Below are 20529 nucleotides of genomic sequence, written 5' to 3' on the forward strand. Positions count from 1 at the left end.
TCCTACTCCAATCAGTTGCGGAACGGGAATTTGAAAGCACGCAGCAGCGCGCGACCTTCATCATCGTTCTTGGCAGTGGTGGTCAGGGTAATGTCCAGACCGCGGAGAGCATCGATCTTGTCGTAGTCGATTTCCGGGAAGATGATCTGCTCTTTTACGCCCATGCTGTAGTTACCACGACCATCGAAGGACTTGGCATTCAGGCCGCGGAAGTCGCGAACCCGAGGCAGGGAGATCGACAGCAGACGATCCAGGAATTCATACATACGCTCACGGCGCAGAGTCACTTTGACGCCGATCGGCCAACCTTCACGGACTTTAAAGCCAGCGATGGATTTCCGAGCGTAAGTCACAACGACTTTCTGACCGGTGATCTTTTCCAGGTCGGCAACAGCGTGCTCGATGACTTTTTTGTCACCGACCGCTTCGCCCAGACCCATGTTCAGGGTGATTTTGGTAACGCGTGGAACTTCCATCACGTTCGAAAGCTTAAGTTCTTCCTTAAGTTTCGGTGCGATTTCCTTCCAGTAAATCTCTTTTAGTCGTGCCATGGTCTTCTACCTAGCAGTGTTCAAGCATCAACCGCTTTTTGGGTCGACTTGAAGACACGAATTTTCTTGCCGTCTTCTACTTTGAAACCAACGCGATCAGCCTTGTTGGTTTCGCCGTTGAAAATGGCGACGTTAGAAGCATCCAGCGGAGCTTCTTTTTCGACGATACCGCCTTGCACGCCCGACATAGGGTTAGGCTTGGTATGACGCTTAACCAGGTTCAGACCGCCAATAACCAAACGGTTGTTAGCGAGAACCTTAAGCACCTTACCGCGCTTACCTTTGTCTTTGCCGGCGATCACGATGATCTCGTCGTCACGACGAATCTTTTGCATGTCGGATCTCCTTACAGCACTTCTGGGGCGAGCGAGACGATCTTCATGAACTTCTCAGTACGAAGTTCACGGGTCACTGGCCCAAAGATACGGGTGCCGATCGGCTCTTGCTTGTTGTTCAGAAGAACAGCAGCGTTGCCATCAAAGCGGATAATGGAGCCATCAGCACGACGTACGCCGTGACGAGTGCGGACTACAACAGCAGTCATCACTTGGCCTTTTTTCACTTTACCGCGAGGAATTGCTTCCTTCACGGTAACTTTGATGATGTCACCGATACCAGCGTAACGACGATGGGAGCCACCCAGCACCTTGATGCACATAACGCGGCGAGCGCCGCTGTTATCGGCCACATCGAGCATGGATTGAGTCTGAATCATATAATTTCTCCGACCCCTAGTCCTTAGACTTCCACAGCGCGTTCGAGAACATCAACCAGCGCCCAAGACTTGGTCTTGGCCAAAGGACGAGTTTCACGAATAGTGACTTTGTCGCCGATGTGGCACTGATTGGTTTCGTCGTGCGCGTGCAGCTTAGTCGAACGCTTAACGTATTTACCGTAGATCGGGTGCTTAACGCGACGCTCGATCAGAACGGTGATGGTCTTGTCCATTTTGTCGCTGACAACACGGCCAGTCAGCGTACGGACGGTTTTTTCGGCTTCAGCCATGATTACTTACCTGCCTGCTGTTTGAGCACAGTCTTCACGCGAGCGATGTCACGCTTAACTTGCCGGAGCAGGTGAGACTGCCCCAACTGGCCAGTTGCTTTCTGCATACGCAGATTGAACTGGTCGCGCAGCAGGCCGAGCAGTTGCTCGTTAAGCTGCGGCGCGTCTTTTTCACGAAGTTCATTCGCTTTCATCACATCACCGTCCGTTTAACAAAGGCGGTGGCGAGCGGCAGCTTTGCAGCAGCCAGGGCAAAAGCCTCACGCGCCAGCTCTTCAGTTACACCCTCGATTTCATACAGGACTTTACCTGGCTGAATCTGGGCAACCCAGTACTCCACACTACCCTTACCTTTACCCATCCGAACTTCGAGTGGCTTCTTGGAAATAGGCTTGTCCGGGAATACACGGATCCAGATCTTGCCGCCACGTTTAACGTGACGGGTCAGAGCACGACGCGCTGACTCGATCTGACGAGCGGTGAGACGACCACGAGCTACAGACTTCAGCGCGAACTCGCCGAAGCTGACTTTGCTACCGCGCTGTGCCAGACCACGGTTGTGGCCTGTCATCTGCTTGCGGAACTTCGTACGCTTTGGTTGCAACATTTGGCGTACCCCTTACTTAGCAGCTTTTTTACGAGGCGCTGGTGCTTGTGGTTTCAGCTCTTCTTGGCGACCACCAATTACTTCGCCTTTGAAGATCCAAACCTTTACACCGATCACACCATAAGTGGTGTGAGCTTCGTAGTTGGCATAGTCGATGTCGGCACGCAGGGTGTGCAGTGGCACACGACCTTCGCGATACCATTCAGTACGTGCGATTTCAGCACCGCCGAGACGACCGCTCACTTGGATTTTGATGCCTTTGGCACCAATGCGCATGGCGTTCTGTACAGCGCGCTTCATAGCGCGACGGAACATTACGCGACGCTCCAGCTGCTGAGCTACGCTCTGCGCAACCAACATACCGTCGAGTTCCGGCTTGCGGATTTCTTCGATATTGATGTGCACAGGCACACCCATTTGCTTGGTCAGGTCCTGACGCAGTTTCTCAACATCTTCACCTTTCTTCCCGATAACGATACCTGGACGAGCAGTGTGGATGGTGATACGTGCTGTTTGAGCCGGACGATGGATATCGATACGGCTTACGGACGCGCTTTTTAGTTTGTCTTGGAGATACTCACGCACCTTCAGATCAGCGAACAAATAGTCCGCATAAGTCCGACCGTCTGCGTACCAGACGGAGGTGTGCTCCTTGACGATTCCCAGGCGAATGCCAATGGGATGTACTTTCTGACCCATCTCTTCGACTCCGTTACTTGTCAGCAACCTTGACAGTGATATGGCAAGACCGCTTGACGATGCGATCAGCACGGCCTTTGGCTCGTGGCATGATTCGCTTCAGCGAACGCCCTTCGTTGACGAAAACGGTGCTGACTTTAAGGTCATCAACGTCTGCGCCTTCGTTATGCTCGGCGTTGGCTACGGCCGACTCCAGCACTTTCTTCATGATCTCGGCGGCTTTCTTACTGCTGAAAGCCAACAGGTTGAGCGCTTCGCCCACCTTCTTCCCGCGGATCTGGTCGGCGACCAAGCGGGCTTTCTGGGCGGAGATTCGAGCGCCCGACAACTTAGCGGCTACTTCCATCGTTCCTTACCCCTTAACGCTTGGCTTTCTTGTCTGCCACGTGCCCACGATATGTGCGGGTACCGGCAAACTCGCCTAGTTTGTGGCCGACCATGTCTTCGTTCACGAGAACTGGAACATGTTGACGACCGTTATGCACTGCAATGGTCAAACCGACCATTTGTGGCAGGATCATCGAACGACGCGACCAGGTTTTAACTGGTTTGCGATCGTTCTTTTCCGCCGCCACTTCGATCTTCTTCAGTAGGTGAAGATCAATAAAAGGACCTTTTTTCAGAGAACGTGGCACTGTCGTATCCCTCTATTTACTTGCGACGACGGACGATCATTTTGTCGGTACGCTTATTACCACGAGTCTTCGCGCCCTTAGTCGGGAAGCCCCATGGCGATACCGGATGACGACCACCAGAGGTACGACCTTCACCACCACCATGTGGGTGGTCAACCGGGTTCATGGCAACACCACGAACGGTTGGGCGAACGCCACGCCAGCGTTTGGCACCAGCTTTACCCAGCGAACGCAGGCTGTGCTCGGAGTTCGAGACTTCACCCAGGGTCGCGCGGCATTCAGCCAGCACTTTACGCATCTCACCAGAACGCAGACGCAGGGTCACGTAGACACCTTCACGAGCGATCAGCTGAGCCGAAGCACCAGCGGAACGAGCGATTTGCGCGCCTTTACCTGGCTTCAATTCGATGCCGTGTACGGTGCTACCAACTGGAATGTTACGCAGTTGCAGAGCGTTGCCCGGCTTGATCGGTGCCAGAGCACCTGCGATCAGCTGGTCGCCAGCGCTCACGCCTTTAGGGGCGATGATGTAGCGACGCTCGCCATCTGCGTACAGCAGCAGAGCGATGTGAGCAGTACGGTTTGGATCGTATTCAATACGCTCGACAGTGGCAGTGATGCCATCTTTGTCGTTGCGACGGAAATCGACCAGACGATAATGCTGCTTATGGCCACCACCGATGTGACGAGTGGTAATACGACCATTGTTGTTACGACCACCAGTCTTCGATTTTTTCTCGAGCAGCGGTGCGTGAGGAGCGCCTTTATGCAGCTCCTGGTTGACCACCTTGACCACAAAACGGCGGCCAGGGGAAGTCGGTTTGCATTTAACGATTGCCATGATGCACCCCTTCCTTACTCAGCACTGCTGCTGAAATCGAGATCTTGGCCTGGCTGAAGGGAGATAACTGCCTTCTTCCAGTCATTACGCTTGCCCAGACCGCGAGCAGTGCGCTTGCTCTTACCCAGAACATTCAGGGTAGTAACACGCTCTACTTTCACGCTGAACAGGCTTTCGACGGCCTTCTTGATTTCCAGCTTGGTTGCGTCAGTTGCAACCTTGAAAACGAACTGGCCTTTCTTGTCAGCCAGAACCGTAGCCTTCTCGGAAACGTGCGGGCCAAGCAGAACTTTAAATACGCGTTCCTGGTTCATCCCAGCAGCTCCTCGAATTTCTTCACGGCCGACACGGTGATCAACACCTTGTCGTATGCGATCAGACTAACTGGATCGGAACCTTGCACGTCACGTACATCAACGTGTGGCAGGTTGCGAGCAGCCAGGTACAGGTTCTGATCAACCACTTCAGACACGATCAAGACGTCAGTCAGGCCCATGCCGGTCAGTTTGTTCAGCAGATCTTTGGTCTTCGGTGCATCAACAGCGAAGTCCTGAACCACAACCAGACGATCAGTACGCACCAGCTCAGCAAGGATGGAACGCATTGCTGCGCGATACATCTTCTTGTTCAGCTTCTGGGTGTGATCCTGAGGACGAGCTGCGAAAGTGGTACCGCCGCCACGCCAGATTGGGCTACGGATAGTACCGGCACGAGCACGGCCAGTACCTTTCTGACGCCATGGGCGCTTACCGCCACCACGAACGTCGGAACGGGTCTTTTGCTGCTTGCTACCTTGACGGCCGCCGGCCATGTAGGCCACGACTGCTTGGTGAACCAGCGTCTCGTTGAATTCGCCGCCAAATGTCAGTTCGGAAACTTCGATCGCTTGAGCGTCATTTACATTTAATTGCATGTCAGCTTCCCCTTAACCGCGAGCCTTGGCTGCTGGACGTACAACCAAGTTGCCGCCAGTAGCGCCAGGAACAGCGCCCTTGACCAACAACAGATTGCGTTCAGCGTCCACGCGCACTACTTCGAGGGACTGCACGGTCACGCGCTCAGCGCCCATATGACCGGACATTTTTTTGCCCTTGAATACACGACCAGGAGTCTGGCACTGGCCGATAGAGCCTGGAACGCGGTGGGACACGGAGTTACCGTGGGTATTATCTTGCCCGCGGAAGTTCCAACGCTTGATCGTACCCTGGAAGCCTTTACCCTTGGACTGACCGGTTACATCAACCAGTTGACCAGCAGCGAAGATTTCAGCGTTGATCAGATCGCCGGCCTGGTACTCGCCTTCTTCAAGACGGAATTCCATTACGGTACGACCAGCGGCAACGTTCGCCTTAGCGAAGTGGCCAGCCTGAGCAGCTGTAACACGCGAAGCACGACGCTCGCCTACAGTGACTTGCACTGCACGATAGCCATCGGTCTCTTCAGTTTTGAACTGGGTGACGCGATTCGGCTCGATCTCAATGACCGTGACCGGAATGGAGACACCTTCTTCGGTGAAAATACGGGTCATACCGCATTTACGACCGACTACACCAATAGTCATGTTGTAAACCTCATGAGTGTACGGGGCTTTCACCCGCTATGGCCGCCCATTTCAGAGCGTTACACGACTAAGACCGAGTCTTAGCCGAGGCTGATCTGCACTTCCACACCGGCCGCAAGATCAAGCTTCATAAGTGCATCAACGGTTTTATCCGTTGGCTGGACGATGTCCAGTACGCGCTTATGAGTACGGATCTCGTACTGGTCACGCGCGTCTTTGTTGACGTGCGGGGAGACCAGAACGGTGAACCGCTCTTTACGGGTAGGCAGTGGAATTGGACCACGCACTTGAGCACCAGTACGTTTCGCGGTTTCCACGATTTCCTGGGTGGATTGGTCGATCAGGCGATGGTCAAAAGCCTTCAACCTGATACGGATTTGCTGATTTTGCATTGGATTTCAGACTCCGGCTGCTATTCCCAGCGAGCGCAATACGCCCGTTAAAAGGAGGCGCAATTCTATAGACGGGCTACTACAGTGTCAACCCAATAAAAAAGCCCCCGCTAGGCGGGGGCTTTTTCAAGTCATCACTTATTAAGCGATGATTTTGGCTACGACGCCAGCGCCGACGGTACGACCGCCTTCACGAATAGCGAAACGCAGACCATCTTCCATTGCGATGGTTTTGATCAGGGTGACAACCATTTTGATGTTGTCGCCTGGCATTACCATTTCAACGCCTTCCGGCAGTTCGCAGTTACCGGTCACGTCAGTGGTCCGGAAGTAGAACTGTGGACGGTAGCCTTTGAAGAACGGAGTGTGGCGACCGCCTTCTTCTTTGCTCAACACGTACACTTCAGCTTCGAAGGTAGTGTGCGGCTTAACCGAACCTGGCTTGACCAGAACCTGGCCACGCTCAACGTCGTCACGCTTGGTGCCGCGCAGCAGCACGCCGCAGTTCTCGCCTGCACGACCTTCGTCGAGCAGCTTACGGAACATTTCAACACCGGTGCAGGTGGTGACAGTAGTGTCACGCAGACCAACGATTTCCAGTGGATCCTGAACCTTAACGATACCGCGCTCGATACGACCGGTCACAACAGTACCGCGACCCGAGATCGAGAATACGTCTTCGATTGGCATCAGGAACGGCTTGTCGATAACACGAACTGGATCTGGGATGTAGCTGTCCAGAGTCTCAACCAGTTTACGAACGGCAGTGGTGCCCATTTCGTTGTCATCTTGGCCGTTCAGAGCCATCAGAGCGGAACCGATGATGATCGGGGTGTCGTCGCCCGGGAAGTCGTAAGTGCTCAGCAGATCGCGCACTTCCATCTCAACCAGCTCCAACAGCTCAGCGTCGTCTACCATGTCAGCCTTGTTCAGGAAGACAACGATGTACGGAACGCCAACCTGACGGGACAGCAGGATGTGCTCACGAGTCTGTGGCATCGGACCATCAGCGGCCGAGCAAACCAGAATAGCGCCGTCCATCTGTGCAGCACCGGTGATCATGTTCTTCACATAGTCAGCGTGACCTGGGCAGTCAACGTGAGCGTAGTGACGGATCAGCGAGTTGTATTCAACGTGCGCGGTGTTGATGGTGATACCACGAGCTTTTTCTTCGGGAGCGCTGTCGATTTTGTCGAAAGCAACAACGGCCGAACCGAAAACTTCGGAGCAAACACGAGTCAGAGCAGCGGTCAGCGTGGTTTTACCGTGGTCGACGTGACCGATGGTGCCAACGTTGACGTGCGGGAGGGTACGGTCAAATTTTTCTTTAGCCACGACAATTAACTCCTAGCCTAAAGGGGCTGAATCAGCCTTGTTTTTTGGTAACGGTTTCGACGATGTGCGACGGAGCCGTATTGTATTTTTTGAATTCCATAGAGTAGCTTGCGCGACCTTGGGACATGGAGCGAACGTCGGTTGCGTAACCGAACATCTCACCCAACGGAACCTCGGCACGAATTACTTTGCCGGAAACCGTATCTTCCATACCCAGGATCATGCCGCGACGACGGTTAAGGTCGCCCATCACGTCACCCATATAGTCTTCAGGTGTAACAACCTCTACCGCCATGATTGGCTCAAGCAACTCACCACCACCCTTCTGGGCCAGTTGCTTGGTTGCCATGGAAGCAGCCACCTTAAACGCCATCTCGTTGGAGTCGACGTCGTGGTAGGAACCATCAAACACAGTAGCCTTCAGGCCGATCAGCGGATAACCGGCAACAACGCCGTTCTTCATCTGCTCTTCAATGCCCTTCTGGATAGCCGGGATGTATTCCTTAGGAACCACACCACCCACTACTTCGTTCACGAATTGCAGACCTTCCTGACCTTCGTCAGCAGGAGCAAAACGGATCCAGCAATGGCCGAACTGACCACGACCGCCGGATTGACGAACGAACTTGCCTTCAATCTCACAGTTCTTCGTGATGCGCTCACGATAAGAAACCTGAGGCTTACCGATGTTGGCTTCGACGTTGAACTCACGGCGCATCCGGTCAACCAGGATGTCCAAGTGCAACTCGCCCATGCCAGAGATGATCGTTTGACCAGTCTCTTCATCAGTCTTGACGCGGAAAGATGGATCTTCCTGAGCAAGCTTGCCCAGAGCGATACCCATTTTTTCCTGGTCATCCTTGGTCTTAGGCTCAACGGCAACCGAAATAACCGGCTCCGGGAAGTCCATGCGAACCAGGATGATTGGCTTGTCAGCGCTGCACAAGGTTTCACCAGTGGTGACATCCTTCATGCCGATCAAGGCCGCGATGTCACCAGCGCGCACTTCCTTGATTTCTTCACGGGCGTTTGCGTGCATTTGCACCATACGACCCACGCGCTCTTTCTTGCCCTTAACCGAGTTGATCACGCCGTCGCCGGAGGCCAACACGCCCGAGTAAACTCGAACGAAGGTCAAGGTACCCACAAATGGGTCGGTAGCGATTTTGAAAGCCAGAGCCGAGAACGGCTCGCTGTCATCTGCATGACGCTCCATTTGCTTTTCCTCGTCATCCGGGTCAGTACCCTTGATGGCAGGAATGTCAGTTGGAGCAGGCAGGTAATCGATAACGGCGTCGAGAACCAGGGGAACACCCTTGTTCTTGAAGGAAGAACCACAAACAGCCAAGACGATCTCACCAGCGATAGTACGCTGACGCAGAGCGGCTTTGATTTCCGCGTTGGTGAGTTCTTCACCTTCGAGGTACTTGTTCATCAGTTCTTCGCTGGCTTCGGCCGCAGCCTCAACCATGTTGCCGCGCCACTCGTCAGCCAATTCCTGCAGTTCAGCAGGGATAGGCTCGCGACGTGGAGTCATGCCTTTGTCAGAGTCATTCCAGTAAACAGCTTCCATGGCCATCAGATCGATCTGACCCTGGAAATTGTCTTCTGAACCGATAGCCAACTGGATTGGCACCGGAGTATGACCCAGACGCTGCTTGATCTGACCGATCACGCGCAGGAAGTTCGCACCAGCACGGTCCATCTTGTTTACGTAAACAAGACGTGGAACGCCGTACTTGTTGGCTTGACGCCATACGGTTTCCGACTGAGGCTCAACACCCGAGGTGCCGCAGAACACAACAACCGCGCCGTCGAGAACACGCAGGGAACGCTCAACTTCAATAGTGAAGTCAACGTGGCCCGGGGTGTCGATGACGTTAAAGCGGTATTGGTCCTTGTGCTGCTTCTCGGAACCCTGCCAGAAGGCGGTAATGGCAGCAGAAGTAATGGTAATACCACGCTCCTGCTCCTGAACCATCCAGTCTGTGGTCGCGGCGCCGTCATGCACCTCGCCCATTTTGTGACTTTTGCCAGTGTAAAAAAGGACGCGCTCGGTGGTGGTGGTTTTACCAGCATCCACGTGAGCAACGATACCAATGTTACGGTAGCGATTAATCGGTGTTGTACGAGCCATAAAGCCCTCGCAAAATTAGTGACGCTAAAATTAGAAGCGGTAGTGCGAGAAAGCCTTGTTGGCTTCAGCCATACGGTGCACGTCTTCACGCTTCTTAACTGCAGCACCTTTACCTTCGGCAGCGTCCAACAGTTCGCCAGCCAAACGCAGAGCCATAGACTTCTCGCCGCGCTTACGGGCGAAGTCTACCAACCAGCGCATTGCCAGGGCGTTACGACGGGACGGACGAACTTCGACCGGAACCTGGTAAGTAGCACCGCCTACACGGCGCGACTTCACTTCGACCAGCGGAGCGATGGCGTCGAGAGCTTTCTCGAAGATTTCCAGGGGGTCGCTGTTCTTGCGTTCTTTAACCTTTTCCAGCGCGCCATAAACGATACGTTCGGCAACGGCTTTCTTACCGCTTTCCATAACGTGGTTCATGAACTTGGCCAGGATTTGGCTTCCGTATTTTGGATCGTCAAGCACTTCGCGCTTGGCTGCTACGCGTCTTCTTGGCATGGATAAGCCCTCAAACGGTCTTCAGGTTCGCTCGGAATCGGTGCCCTTACGGGACGCCTCCGACCTTACTCTTATCGACTCAGAAAAATAGAAAATCAGTTTTACAAAAAGCCGCTACTACTTAGGCTTCTTGGTACCGTACTTCGAACGACCCTGGTTACGACCTTTAACGCCGGAAGTATCCAAAGAACCGCGTACGGTGTGGTAACGAACACCTGGCAAGTCTTTTACACGACCGCCGCGGATCAGTACCACGCTGTGCTCTTGCAGGTTGTGGCCTTCACCGCCGATGTACGAGGAAACCTCGAAACCGTTGGTCAGACGCACACGGCATACTTTACGCAGTGCCGAGTTAGGTTTTTTCGGCGTGGTGGTATACACACGGGTGCATACGCCACGACGTTGCGGGCAGTTCTGCAGCGCAGGTACGTCGGATTTCTCGACGATACGCTTACGCGGCTGACGTACCAGCTGGTTGATAGTTGCCATCTACTAGCTCCACTGTTGTCTTGCGACGCTATTGTCTTGCAAGAAAAGCAAAATGGCAGGAACGAATTCCCGCCAAATTTAGGGGTACAAGAGTCTAAAGAGGATCTTGCCCCCAGTCAAGGCAAGGCCCCGACCTTCCCGCTCATCCAACCTCGACAAAATGTCTGGATTCGATGAACGGAACGATCAGGGCCTCACGCTCATTTATCGCAGAACTCAGTTACCGCTAGAGTTCAGCGCTTCGGTCAGTGCAGCTTCCACTTCACTGGCGCTTACGCGCAATGGTTTGTCTGCATCACGGCGACGCTTGCGCTCGCTGTGATAAGCCAGACCAGTACCTGCCGGGATCAGACGACCCACGACCACGTTTTCTTTCAGGCCGCGCAGGTAATCGCGCTTGCCGGTTACCGCCGCCTCGGTCAGTACGCGAGTGGTTTCCTGGAAGGAAGCCGCCGAGATGAACGATTCGGTGGACAACGACGCCTTGGTGATACCCAACAGTACGCGAGTGAACTTGGAAACGAATTTCTCGTCGCCAGCCAGACGCTCGTTCTCTACCAGAACGTGAGTCAACTCCATCTGGTCGCCCTTGATGAAAGTCGAGTCGCCGGATTCAGCGATTTCAACCTTACGCAACATCTGACGCAGAATGGTCTCGATGTGCTTGTCGTTGATCTTCACGCCTTGCAGACGATAAACGTCCTGGATCTCATTCACGATGTACTTGGCCAGCGCACTCACACCCAGCAGACGCAAGATGTCGTGTGGATCGCTCGGGCCGTCGGAGATAACTTCGCCGCGGTTTACCTGTTCGCCTTCGAAGACGTTCAGGTGACGCCACTTCGGAATCAGCTCTTCGTACGGATCGGTACCGTCGTTCGGGGTGATAACCAGACGGCGCTTGCCTTTGGTCTCTTTACCGAACGCGATGGTGCCGCTGACTTCAGCCAGAATCGAGGCTTCTTTCGGACGACGTGCTTCGAACAAGTCGGCAACACGTGGCAGACCACCGGTGATGTCACGGGTCTTCGAAGTCTCTTGCGGGATACGAGCGATAACATCACCGATCGCAATCTTCGCACCATCCGCAACACCGACCAGGGCGTTGGCTGGCAGGAAGTACTGAGCGATAACGTCAGTACCTGGCAGCAACAGATCCTTGCCGTTGTCATCAACCATTTTCACAGCAGGACGGATATCTTTACCGGCAGCTGGACGGTCTTTGGCGTCGAGTACTTCAATGTTGGTCATACCGGTCAATTCGTCAGTCTGACGCTTGATCGTGATGCCTTCTTCCATGCCCACGTAGGTCACGGTACCTTTCATTTCGGTAACGATTGGGTGAGTGTGCGGATCCCACTTGGCCACGATTGCGCCAGCGTCGACCTTGTCACCTTCTTTAACCGAAATCACAGCACCGTACGGCAGCTTGTAGCGCTCGCGCTCACGACCGAAGTCATCAGCGATTGCCAGCTCACCGGAACGGGACACAGCAACCAGGCAACCGTCCACTCGCTCAACGTGCTTCAGGTTGTGCAGACGGACGGTACCGCCATTCTTCACCTGAACACTATCAGCTGCGGAGGTCCGGCTTGCCGCACCACCGATGTGGAACGTACGCATGGTCAGCTGGGTACCCGGCTCACCGATGGACTGGGCAGCGATAACGCCGACCGCTTCACCGATGTTCACCTGGTGACCACGAGCCAAGTCACGGCCGTAGCACTTGGCGCAAATGCCATAGCGGGTTTCGCAGCTGATCGGCGAACGCACGATCACTTCGTCGATGCTGTTCAGCTCGATGAACTCGACCCACTTCTCGTCTACCAGTGTACCGGCAGGAACGATGATTTCTTCGGTACCTGGCTTGAACACGTCACGGGCGATAACTCGACCCAATACGCGCTCACCCAACGGCTCAACAACGTCACCGCCTTCAATGTGCGGAGTCATTACCAGGCCATGTTCGGTGCCGCAATCGATCTCGGTCACAACCAGATCCTGCGCCACGTCTACCAGACGACGAGTCAGGTAACCGGAGTTCGCAGTTTTCAACGCGGTATCCGCCAAACCTTTACGAGCACCGTGAGTCGAGATGAAGTACTGAAGTACGCTCAAACCTTCACGGAAGTTCGCAGTAATCGGCGTTTCGATGATGGAACCGTCCGGCTTGGCCATCAGGCCACGCATACCGGCGAGCTGACGGATCTGCGCAGCAGAACCCCGTGCGCCCGAGTCGGCCATCATATACATCGAGTTGAAAGACTCTTGGTCGACTTCGACGCCATGGCGGTCGATGACTTTCTCTTTCGAGAGGTTAGCCATCATTGCCTTGGAAACTTCGTCGTTCGCCTTGGACCAAAGGTCGATCACTTTGTTGTACTTCTCGCCCTGGGTTACCAGGCCGGAGGCGTACTGACTTTCGATCTCTTTCACTTCATCAGTAGCAGCATTGATGATGCGGGCTTTTTCATCCGGGATAACGAAGTCGTTAACACCGATGGAAACGCCGGAAATGGTCGAATAGGCAAAACCGGTGTACATCAACTGGTCGGCGAAGATCACAGTCTCTTTCAAACCAACCACGCGGTAGCACTGGTTGATCAGCTTCGAGATCGCTTTTTTCTTCATCGGCTGGTTGACGACGTCGTACGACAGACCAGGCGGAACAACCTGGAACAACAGCGCACGGCCGACAGTGGTGTCGACGATACGGGTGTTCTTGACGCTGCCACCATCACGATCGTTGACGGTTTCGTGGATCCGCACTTTGACTTTAGCGTGCAGTGCGGCTTCGCCGGCACGGAACACGCGGTCAACTTCTTGCAGATCCGCGAACACACGACCTTCGCCCTTGGCGTTGATCGCTTCACGAGTCATGTAGTACAGACCCAATACAACGTCCTGCGAAGGAACGATGATTGGCTCACCGTTGGCTGGCGACAGAATGTTGTTCGTCGACATCATCAACGCACGCGCTTCCAACTGGGCTTCCAGTGTCAGCGGTACGTGTACGGCCATTTGGTCGCCGTCGAAGTCGGCGTTGTACGCAGCACAGACCAGAGGGTGCAGCTGGATAGCCTTACCTTCGATCAGTACCGGTTCAAACGCCTGGATACCCAGACGGTGAAGGGTCGGTGCACGGTTGAGGAGAACCGGGTGTTCACGGATCACTTCAGCGAGAACGTCCCAAACCTCTGGCAGTTCGCGCTCAACCATTTTCTTTGCAGCTTTAATGGTGGTAGCGAGACCACGCATTTCCAGCTTGCCGAAAATGAACGGCTTGAACAGCTCGAGAGCCATCTTCTTCGGCAGACCGCACTGGTGCAGACGCAGGGTCGGGCCCACGGTAATTACCGAACGACCCGAGTAGTCAACACGCTTACCGAGCAAGTTCTGACGGAAACGACCCTGCTTACCCTTGATCATGTCAGCCAGGGATTTCAGAGGACGCTTGTTCGAACCGGTGATAGCGCGGCCACGACGGCCGTTGTCGAGCAGTGCATCGACGGCTTCCTGCAACATACGCTTTTCGTTGCGCACGATGATGTCCGGAGCGGACAGATCGAGCAGACGCTTCAAGCGGTTGTTACGGTTGATCACTCGACGATACAGATCGTTGAGGTCGGAAGTCGCGAAGCGACCGCCATCCAGCGGGACCAGTGGACGCAGATCTGGCGGCAGAACCGGCAGAACGGTCAGCACCATCCATTCTGGAAGGTTGCCGGAACCCTGGAAGGCTTCCATCAACTTCAGACGCTTGGACAGCTTCTTGATTTTGGTTTCGGAGTTGGTTTGCGGAATTTCTTCACGCAGACGACCAATCTCGTGCTCCAGGTCGATAGCGTGCAGCAGTTCGCGGACAGCTTCGGCACCCATGCGGGCATCGAAATCGTCGCCGAACTCTTCCAGCGCTTCGAAGTACTGCTCGTCGTTCAGCAGCTGACCTTTTTCGAGGGTGGTCATGCCTGGATCGATAACGACATAGCTCTCGAAGTAGAGAACGCGTTCGATATCACGCAGGGTCATGTCCATCAGCAAACCGATACGCGACGGCAGCGATTTCAGGAACCAGATGTGGGCAACTGGCGAGGCCAGTTCGATGTGCGCCATGCGCTCACGACGAACTTTAGCCAGCGCGACTTCAACGCCGCACTTCTCGCAGATCACACCACGGTGCTTCAAGCGCTTGTACTTACCGCACAGGCACTCGTAATCCTTTACCGGGCCAAAGATCTTGGCGCAGAACAGGCCGTCACGCTCAGGTTTGAACGTACGGTAGTTGATGGTTTCCGGCTTTTTAACTTCACCGAACGACCACGAACGGATCATCTCAGGCGATGCCAATCCAATACGGATGGCGTCGAACTCTTCGACTTGACCCTGGTTTTTCAGCAAATTCAGTAGGTCTTTCAAGGCCTTTCCTCCTGGCGGAGCAGAGAGCGGGCAATCCTGCCCCGCTCTCGATTCGCGTCACGTGTTATTCGGTTTCCAGATCGATATCGATGCCGAGGGAACGAATTTCTTTGATCAACACGTTGAAAGACTCGGGCATGCCCGGCTCCATACGGTGATCGCCGTCCACGATGTTTTTGTACATCTTGGTCCGGCCGTTCACATCGTCCGACTTCACTGTGAGCATTTCTTGCAGAGTGTAAGCAGCACCGTATGCTTCCAGTGCCCAGACCTCCATCTCCCCGAAACGCTGACCACCGAACTGCGCCTTACCACCCAGCGGCTGCTGGGTAACCAGGCTGTACGAACCGGTAGAACGAGCGTGCATCTTGTCGTCTACCAAGTGGTTCAGCTTCAGCATGTACATGTAGCCAACAGTAACCGGGCGCTCGAACTTGTTGCCGGTACGGCCGTCAGTCAGCTGCATCTGGCCGCTTTCTGGCAAGTCCGCCAGTTTGAGCATGGCCTTGATTTCGCTTTCCTTGGCACCGTCGAACACTGGGGTGGCCATTGGAACGCCGCCACGCAGGTTCTTCGCCAGATCCAGGATTTCCTGGTCGGAGAAGCTGTCCAGATCTTCGTTGCGACCGCCGATCTCGTTGTAGATCTCGTGCAGGAACTTGCGCAGATCGGCAACTTTACGCTGCTCTTCGATCATGCGGTTGATCTTCTCGCCCAGACCTTTGGCCGCGAGGCCCAGGTGGGTTTCAAGGATCTGACCAACGTTCATACGCGAAGGTACGCCCAACGGGTTGAGGACGACGTCGACCGGGGTGCCATTGGCATCGTGCGGCATGTCTTCAACCGGCATGATCACGGAGACCACACCTTTGTTACCGTGACGACCGGCCATCTTGTCGCCCGGCTGGATGCGGCGACGGATAGCCAGGTAAACCTTGACGATCTTCAGCACGCCTGGAGCCAGGTCATCGCCCTGCTGCAGTTTGCGCTTCTTGTCTTCGAACTTGTCGTCCAGCAGACGGCGGCGATCAACGATGTAGGCCTGAGCCTTCTCGAGCTGCTCGTTCAGAGCATCTTCAGCCATGCGCAGCTTGAACCACTGACCATGCTCAAGACCGTCGAGAATTTCGTCGGTGATGTCCTGACCTTTCTTCAGACCGGCCCCGCCTTCGGCTTTGTGGCCGACCAGAGCGGAACGCAGACGTTCGAAAGTCGCGCCTTCAACGATACGGAACTCTTCGTTCAGGTCCTTGCGGATCTCGTCGAGTTGAGTCTTCTCGATCGACAGTGCACGAGCATCACGCTCAACGCCGTCACGAGTGAAGACCTGTACGTCGATGACGGTACCCTTGGTGCCGGTAGGCACGCGCAGGGAGGTGTCTTTAACGTCGCTGGCTTTTTCACCGAAGATGGCACGCAAGAGCTTCTCTTCCGGAGTCAGCTGGGTCTCGCCTTTCGGAGTGACCTTACCAACCAGGATGTCGCCTGCGCCAACTTCAGCACCTACGTAAACGATACCGGCTTCGTCCAGCTTGTTCAGTGCAGCTTCACCCACGTTCGGGATGTCTGCAGTGATTTCCTCTGGCCCAAGCTTGGTGTCACGCGCCACACAGGTCAGTTCCTGGATGTGGATCGTGGTAAAGCGATCTTCTTGAACAACTCGTTCCGACAGGCAGATGGAGTCTTCGAAGTTGTAACCGTTCCAGGCCATGAACGCGATGCGCATGTTCTGACCCAGCGCCAGTTCACCCATGTCGGTGGACGGACCATCAGCCATGATGTCGCTGCGCTGAACCCGATCACCTTTACGCACCAGCGGACGCTGGTTAATGCAGGTGTTCTGGTTGGAGCGGGTGTATTTGGTCAGGTTGTAGATGTCGACACCGGCTTCACCGGTTTCAACTTCGTCATCAGCAACACGAACCACAATACGGCTTGCATCAACGGAATCGATTACGCCGCCACGACGAGCCACGACGCAAACGCCGGAGTCACGAGCTACGTTACGCTCCATGCCGGTACCGACCAGCGGCTTGTCAGCGCGCAGGGTTGGTACAGCTTGACGCTGCATGTTCGAACCCATCAACGCACGGTTGGCGTCATCGTGCTCGAGGAACGGGATCAGCGACGCAGCAACCGAAACTACCTGCTTCGGCGATACGTCCATCAAGGTGACGTCTTCCGGCGCCTTGACGGTGAATTCGTTCAAGTGACGAACAGCTACCAGTTCGTCAATCAGCATTTTCTTGTCGTTCATCGTGGCCGAAGCCTGAGCGATCACGTGATCAGCTTCTTCGATGGCGGACAGGAAAACGATCTCGTCGGTGACCAGAGCGTCTTTCACCACACGATACGGGCTTTCGAGGAAGCCGTACTGGTTGGTGCGCGCATAAGCAGCCAGGGAGTTGATCAGACCGATGTTCGGACCTTCCGGCGTTTCAATCGGGCATACACGACCGTAGTGAGTCGGGTGTACGTCACGAACTTCAAAACCAGCACGCTCACGAGTCAAACCGCCAGGGCCGAGTGCAGAAACACGACGCTTGTGGGTAATCTCGGACAGTGGGTTGTTTTGGTCCATGAACTGGGAAAGCTGGCTGGAACCGAAGAACTCTTTCACCGCCGCAGCTACAGGCTTGGCGTTGATCAGGTCTTGCGGCATCAGGCCTTCGCTTTCAGCCATCGACAGACGCTCTTTGACCGCACGCTCAACACGTACCAGGCCAACGCGGAACTGGTTCTCGGCCATCTCGCCTACGCAGCGAACACGACGGTTACCCAGGTGGTCGATGTCATCGACGATGCCTTTACCGTTACGGATGTCGACCAGAGTCTTCAGAACCGCGACGATATCTTCCTTGCACAACACGCCCGAACCTTCGATCTCGGTGCGACCGATACGACGGTTGAACTTCATCCGGCCGACCGCAGACAGGTCATAGCGCTCAGGGCTGAAGAACAGGTTGTTGAACAGGGTCTCGGCAGCGTCTTTGGTTGGCGGCTCGCCTGGACGCATCATGCGATAGATCTCGACCAGCGCTTCCAATTGGTTGCTGGTGGAGTCGATCTTCAGAGTGTCGGAGACGAACGGGCCGCAGTCGATATCGTTGGTGTACAGAGTCTCGACGCGAACGACCTGGGCCTTGGCAATTTTTGCCAGGATTTCGGTGTTCAGCTCGGTGTTGCACTCTGCCAGGATTTCGCCGGTTGCCGGATGCACGATGGCCTTGGCGGTAGTGCGGCCCAGGACGTAGTCCAGAGGCACTTCCAGGGTCTTGAGACCGGCTTTTTCGATCTGGTTGATGTGGCGCGCAGTAATACGGCGACCAGCCTCAACGATGACCTTGCCCTTCTCGTCCTGAATATCAAGAACAGCGATTTCACCACGCAGACGCGAAGCAATCAGTTCCAGACTGAGGGTTTCGCCGCTGAGGTGGAAAACGTTGGTGGTATAGAACGCGTCGAGCACTTCTTCAGTGGTATAGCCGAGCGCGCGCAGCAGTACCGATGCAGGCAGCTTGCGACGACGGTCGATACGCACGAATACGCAGTCTTTCGGGTCGAACTCGAAGTCCAGCCACGAACCGCGGTATGGGATGATGCGCGCGGAGTACAGCAGTTTGCCGGAGCTATGCGTCTTGCCGCGGTCGTGGTCGAAGAACACGCCCGGGGAACGGTGCAGCTGGGAAACGATTACACGCTCGGTACCGTTGATTACGAAGGTACCGTTTTCAGTCATCAGGGGGATTTCACCCATGTAGACTTCTTGCTCTTTGATGTCCTTGATCGCTTTGTTCGACGATTCTTTGTCGAAAATGATCAGGCGCACTTTTACCCGCAAAGGTACGGCGTAAGTTACACCGCGCAATACGCATTCTTTGACATCAAATGCCGGTTCGCCCAGGCGATAACCGACGTACTCCAGCGCAGCATTGCCGGAGTAGCTGATGATCGGGAAAACGGATTTGAAGGCCGCATGCAGGCCCACGTCGCGGAACTGATCTTTAGTCGCTCCCGCCTGCAAGAATTCACGATACGAATCCAGCTGGATTGCCAGGAGATACGGCACATCCATGACGTCCGGCAACTTGCTAAAGTCCTTGCGGATACGTTTTTTCTCAGTATATGAGTAAGCCATCAGCGTTCCCCAGCTTGGTCACCTGCTTGTTTGGCCCCTCCCGACGGGAGCAGCCAGAAAATCGTGCAAACCCCATGGTTTGCTCCACCGCATCGGGTGGTTACAGCTCGTTATCAGCACCGACCCAGTCGGCTGCCAATAACGGAAAAAGGCCGGTGGCAAGAGCCACCAGCCATCAGCCTTTCGCTTCACGCTCGGGCTGGAGGTGCAAAGTCGATGCTTATTTCAGCTCGACTTTAGCGCCTGCTTCTTCCAGAGTGGCTTTTGCTTTGTCAGCTGCGTCTTTCGAAACAGCTTCCAGAACGATGCCAGGAGCGCCGTCAACTACTGCCTTGGCTTCTTTCAGGCCCAGACCGGTCAGTTCACGTACTGCCTTGATCACGTTAACTTTCTTCTCGCCAGCTTCGGTCAGCATGACGTTGAATTCAGTTTGTTCTTCAACAACGGCAGCAACAGCAGCTGGACCAGCGGAAGCAGCGGCAGCGGAAACGCCGAACTTCTCTTCCATGGCCTTGATCAGCTCAACGATTTCCAGAACGGATTTTTCGCCGATTGCTTCGATGATTTGGTCGTTAGTCAGAGACATGACTATAAATTCCTGTATTGGGGTGACAGCCTACGCGGCCATCGAAATAAACAATAAACGCTGAAAGGAGTGACTCAGCCTTAGGCTGCAGCAGCTTCTTTCTGGTCGCGAAGAGCCGCCAGAGTACGAGCCAATTTGCTGGTTGCGCCTTGAATCACGCTCATCAGCTGAGAAATTGCTTCGTCACGGGTCGGCAGGCTTGCCAGTACGTCGATCTGATTAGCTGCGAGGTACTTGCCCTCGAACGCAGCTGCCTTGATCTCGAACTTGTCCTGACCTTTTGCGAACTCTTTGAAAATACGGGCAGCAGCGCCCGGATGGTCTTTAGAGAATGCAATCAAGGTCGGGCCGGTGAACACGTCGTTGAGCACGTCATATTGAGTGCCAGCAACGGCGCGCTTGAGCAGGGTGTTACGTACAACACGTACGTAAACGCCAGCTTCACGAGCCTCTTTACGGAGTCCGGTCATAGCGCCTACTGTTACGCCACGGGCATCAGCCACGACAGCGGACAGAGCAACTTGGGCAGCCTTGTTGACTTCAGCGACGATGGCCTTCTTGTCTTCAAGTTTAATTGCCACGGGAAAAACTCCTGCTTGTTACCGTTTCATCCAACCGAAGCCGGATGTCGTTTTG

22 protein-coding genes are annotated in these 20529 nt (G+C 54.7%); all 22 read right to left on the minus strand.

The genetic code is table 11. The features are described 5' to 3' along the window. Positions 1-11: 11 nt before the first annotated feature. On the minus strand, positions 12-551 hold the full coding sequence (gene rplE, locus H7698_RS23335) for a 50S ribosomal protein L5 (RefSeq protein ID WP_003176415.1): 540 nt from the start codon (positions 549-551) through the stop codon (positions 12-14). Positions 552-571: 20 nt separating this feature from the next. Continuing rightward, positions 572-886, minus strand: a complete 315-nt coding sequence (gene rplX, locus H7698_RS23340) for a 50S ribosomal protein L24 (RefSeq protein WP_003176416.1) — start codon at positions 884-886, stop codon at positions 572-574. A gap of 11 nt (positions 887-897) precedes the next feature. Further along, positions 898-1266, minus strand: a complete 369-nt coding sequence (gene rplN, locus H7698_RS23345) for a 50S ribosomal protein L14 (protein ID WP_002555479.1) — start codon at positions 1264-1266, stop codon at positions 898-900. Between the two features lie 23 nt (positions 1267-1289). Then, positions 1290-1556 carry a 30S ribosomal protein S17 gene (gene rpsQ / locus H7698_RS23350; RefSeq protein ID WP_003176419.1) on the minus strand — a complete coding sequence of 89 codons (267 nt, stop codon included), beginning with the start codon at positions 1554-1556 and terminating at the stop codon, positions 1290-1292. Between the two features lie 2 nt (positions 1557-1558). After that, on the minus strand, positions 1559-1750 hold the full coding sequence (gene rpmC / locus H7698_RS23355) for a 50S ribosomal protein L29 (protein ID WP_008030901.1): 192 nt from the start codon (positions 1748-1750) through the stop codon (positions 1559-1561). Beyond that, positions 1750-2163, minus strand: coding sequence for a 50S ribosomal protein L16 (gene rplP / locus H7698_RS23360; RefSeq protein ID WP_008145497.1), 414 nt, complete (start codon positions 2161-2163; stop codon positions 1750-1752). The genes rpmC and rplP overlap by 1 nt, the downstream gene beginning before the upstream one ends. Positions 2164-2175: 12 nt before the next feature. Then, on the minus strand, positions 2176-2862 hold the full coding sequence (rpsC, locus tag H7698_RS23365) for a 30S ribosomal protein S3 (RefSeq protein ID WP_003176422.1): 687 nt from the start codon (positions 2860-2862) through the stop codon (positions 2176-2178). A 13-nt stretch (positions 2863-2875) separates the two neighbouring features. Next, on the minus strand, positions 2876-3208 hold the full coding sequence (gene rplV, locus H7698_RS23370) for a 50S ribosomal protein L22 (RefSeq protein ID WP_003103908.1): 333 nt from the start codon (positions 3206-3208) through the stop codon (positions 2876-2878). 13 nt (positions 3209-3221) lie between these two features. Beyond that, entirely contained in the window at positions 3222-3497 is a 276-nt protein-coding gene (rpsS, locus tag H7698_RS23375; RefSeq protein ID WP_002555486.1) for a 30S ribosomal protein S19, read from the minus strand. Between the two features lie 16 nt (positions 3498-3513). Beyond that, positions 3514-4338 (minus strand): 50S ribosomal protein L2, encoded by an 825-nt coding sequence (rplB, locus tag H7698_RS23380; protein WP_032884535.1) that lies wholly within the window; start codon positions 4336-4338, stop codon positions 3514-3516. Between the two features lie 14 nt (positions 4339-4352). After that, entirely contained in the window at positions 4353-4652 is a 300-nt protein-coding gene (gene rplW / locus H7698_RS23385; RefSeq protein ID WP_002555488.1) for a 50S ribosomal protein L23, read from the minus strand. Continuing rightward, positions 4649-5251, minus strand: coding sequence for a 50S ribosomal protein L4 (rplD, locus tag H7698_RS23390; protein ID WP_007896707.1), 603 nt, complete (start codon positions 5249-5251; stop codon positions 4649-4651). The genes rplW and rplD overlap by 4 nt, the downstream gene beginning before the upstream one ends. 12 nt (positions 5252-5263) lie before the next feature. Next, complete coding sequence (rplC, locus tag H7698_RS23395) at positions 5264-5899, minus strand: 50S ribosomal protein L3 (protein WP_003186059.1); 636 nt, start codon at positions 5897-5899, stop codon at positions 5264-5266. Positions 5900-5979: 80 nt separating this feature from the next. Next, positions 5980-6291 carry a 30S ribosomal protein S10 gene (gene rpsJ / locus H7698_RS23400; RefSeq protein ID WP_003186070.1) on the minus strand — a complete coding sequence of 104 codons (312 nt, stop codon included), beginning with the start codon at positions 6289-6291 and terminating at the stop codon, positions 5980-5982. 141 nt (positions 6292-6432) lie between these two features. Beyond that, the gene (tuf, locus tag H7698_RS23405) at positions 6433-7626 is read right to left on the minus strand and encodes an elongation factor Tu (protein ID WP_008145495.1); all 1194 of its coding nucleotides are present in this window, start codon (positions 7624-7626) and stop codon (positions 6433-6435) included. Between the two features lie 31 nt (positions 7627-7657). Further along, entirely contained in the window at positions 7658-9763 is a 2106-nt protein-coding gene (gene fusA / locus H7698_RS23410) for an elongation factor G (protein WP_162438843.1), read from the minus strand. Between the two features lie 30 nt (positions 9764-9793). Further along, on the minus strand, positions 9794-10264 hold the full coding sequence (gene rpsG, locus H7698_RS23415) for a 30S ribosomal protein S7 (RefSeq protein WP_002555493.1): 471 nt from the start codon (positions 10262-10264) through the stop codon (positions 9794-9796). 117 nt (positions 10265-10381) lie between these two features. Beyond that, positions 10382-10753 carry a 30S ribosomal protein S12 gene (gene rpsL, locus H7698_RS23420; protein WP_002555494.1) on the minus strand — a complete coding sequence of 124 codons (372 nt, stop codon included), beginning with the start codon at positions 10751-10753 and terminating at the stop codon, positions 10382-10384. Positions 10754-10969: 216 nt separating this feature from the next. Then, positions 10970-15169: a DNA-directed RNA polymerase subunit beta' gene (rpoC, locus tag H7698_RS23425; RefSeq protein ID WP_162438842.1), complete on the minus strand. Its 4200-nt coding sequence runs from the start codon at positions 15167-15169 to the stop codon at positions 10970-10972. 64 nt (positions 15170-15233) lie between these two features. After that, a complete protein-coding gene (gene rpoB, locus H7698_RS23430) occupies positions 15234-19307 on the minus strand; it encodes a DNA-directed RNA polymerase subunit beta (protein ID WP_162438841.1) in 4074 nt (1357 codons plus the stop codon). A gap of 220 nt (positions 19308-19527) precedes the next feature. After that, on the minus strand, positions 19528-19893 hold the full coding sequence (rplL, locus tag H7698_RS23435; RefSeq protein WP_007896630.1) for a 50S ribosomal protein L7/L12: 366 nt from the start codon (positions 19891-19893) through the stop codon (positions 19528-19530). An 80-nt stretch (positions 19894-19973) separates the two neighbouring features. Continuing rightward, the gene (rplJ, locus tag H7698_RS23440) at positions 19974-20474 is read right to left on the minus strand and encodes a 50S ribosomal protein L10 (RefSeq protein ID WP_064680061.1); all 501 of its coding nucleotides are present in this window, start codon (positions 20472-20474) and stop codon (positions 19974-19976) included. Between the last annotated feature and the right edge of the window lie 55 nt (positions 20475-20529).

Source organism: Pseudomonas sp. p50(2008), from assembly GCF_015351605.1.
Classification (GTDB): domain Bacteria; phylum Pseudomonadota; class Gammaproteobacteria; order Pseudomonadales; family Pseudomonadaceae; genus Aquipseudomonas.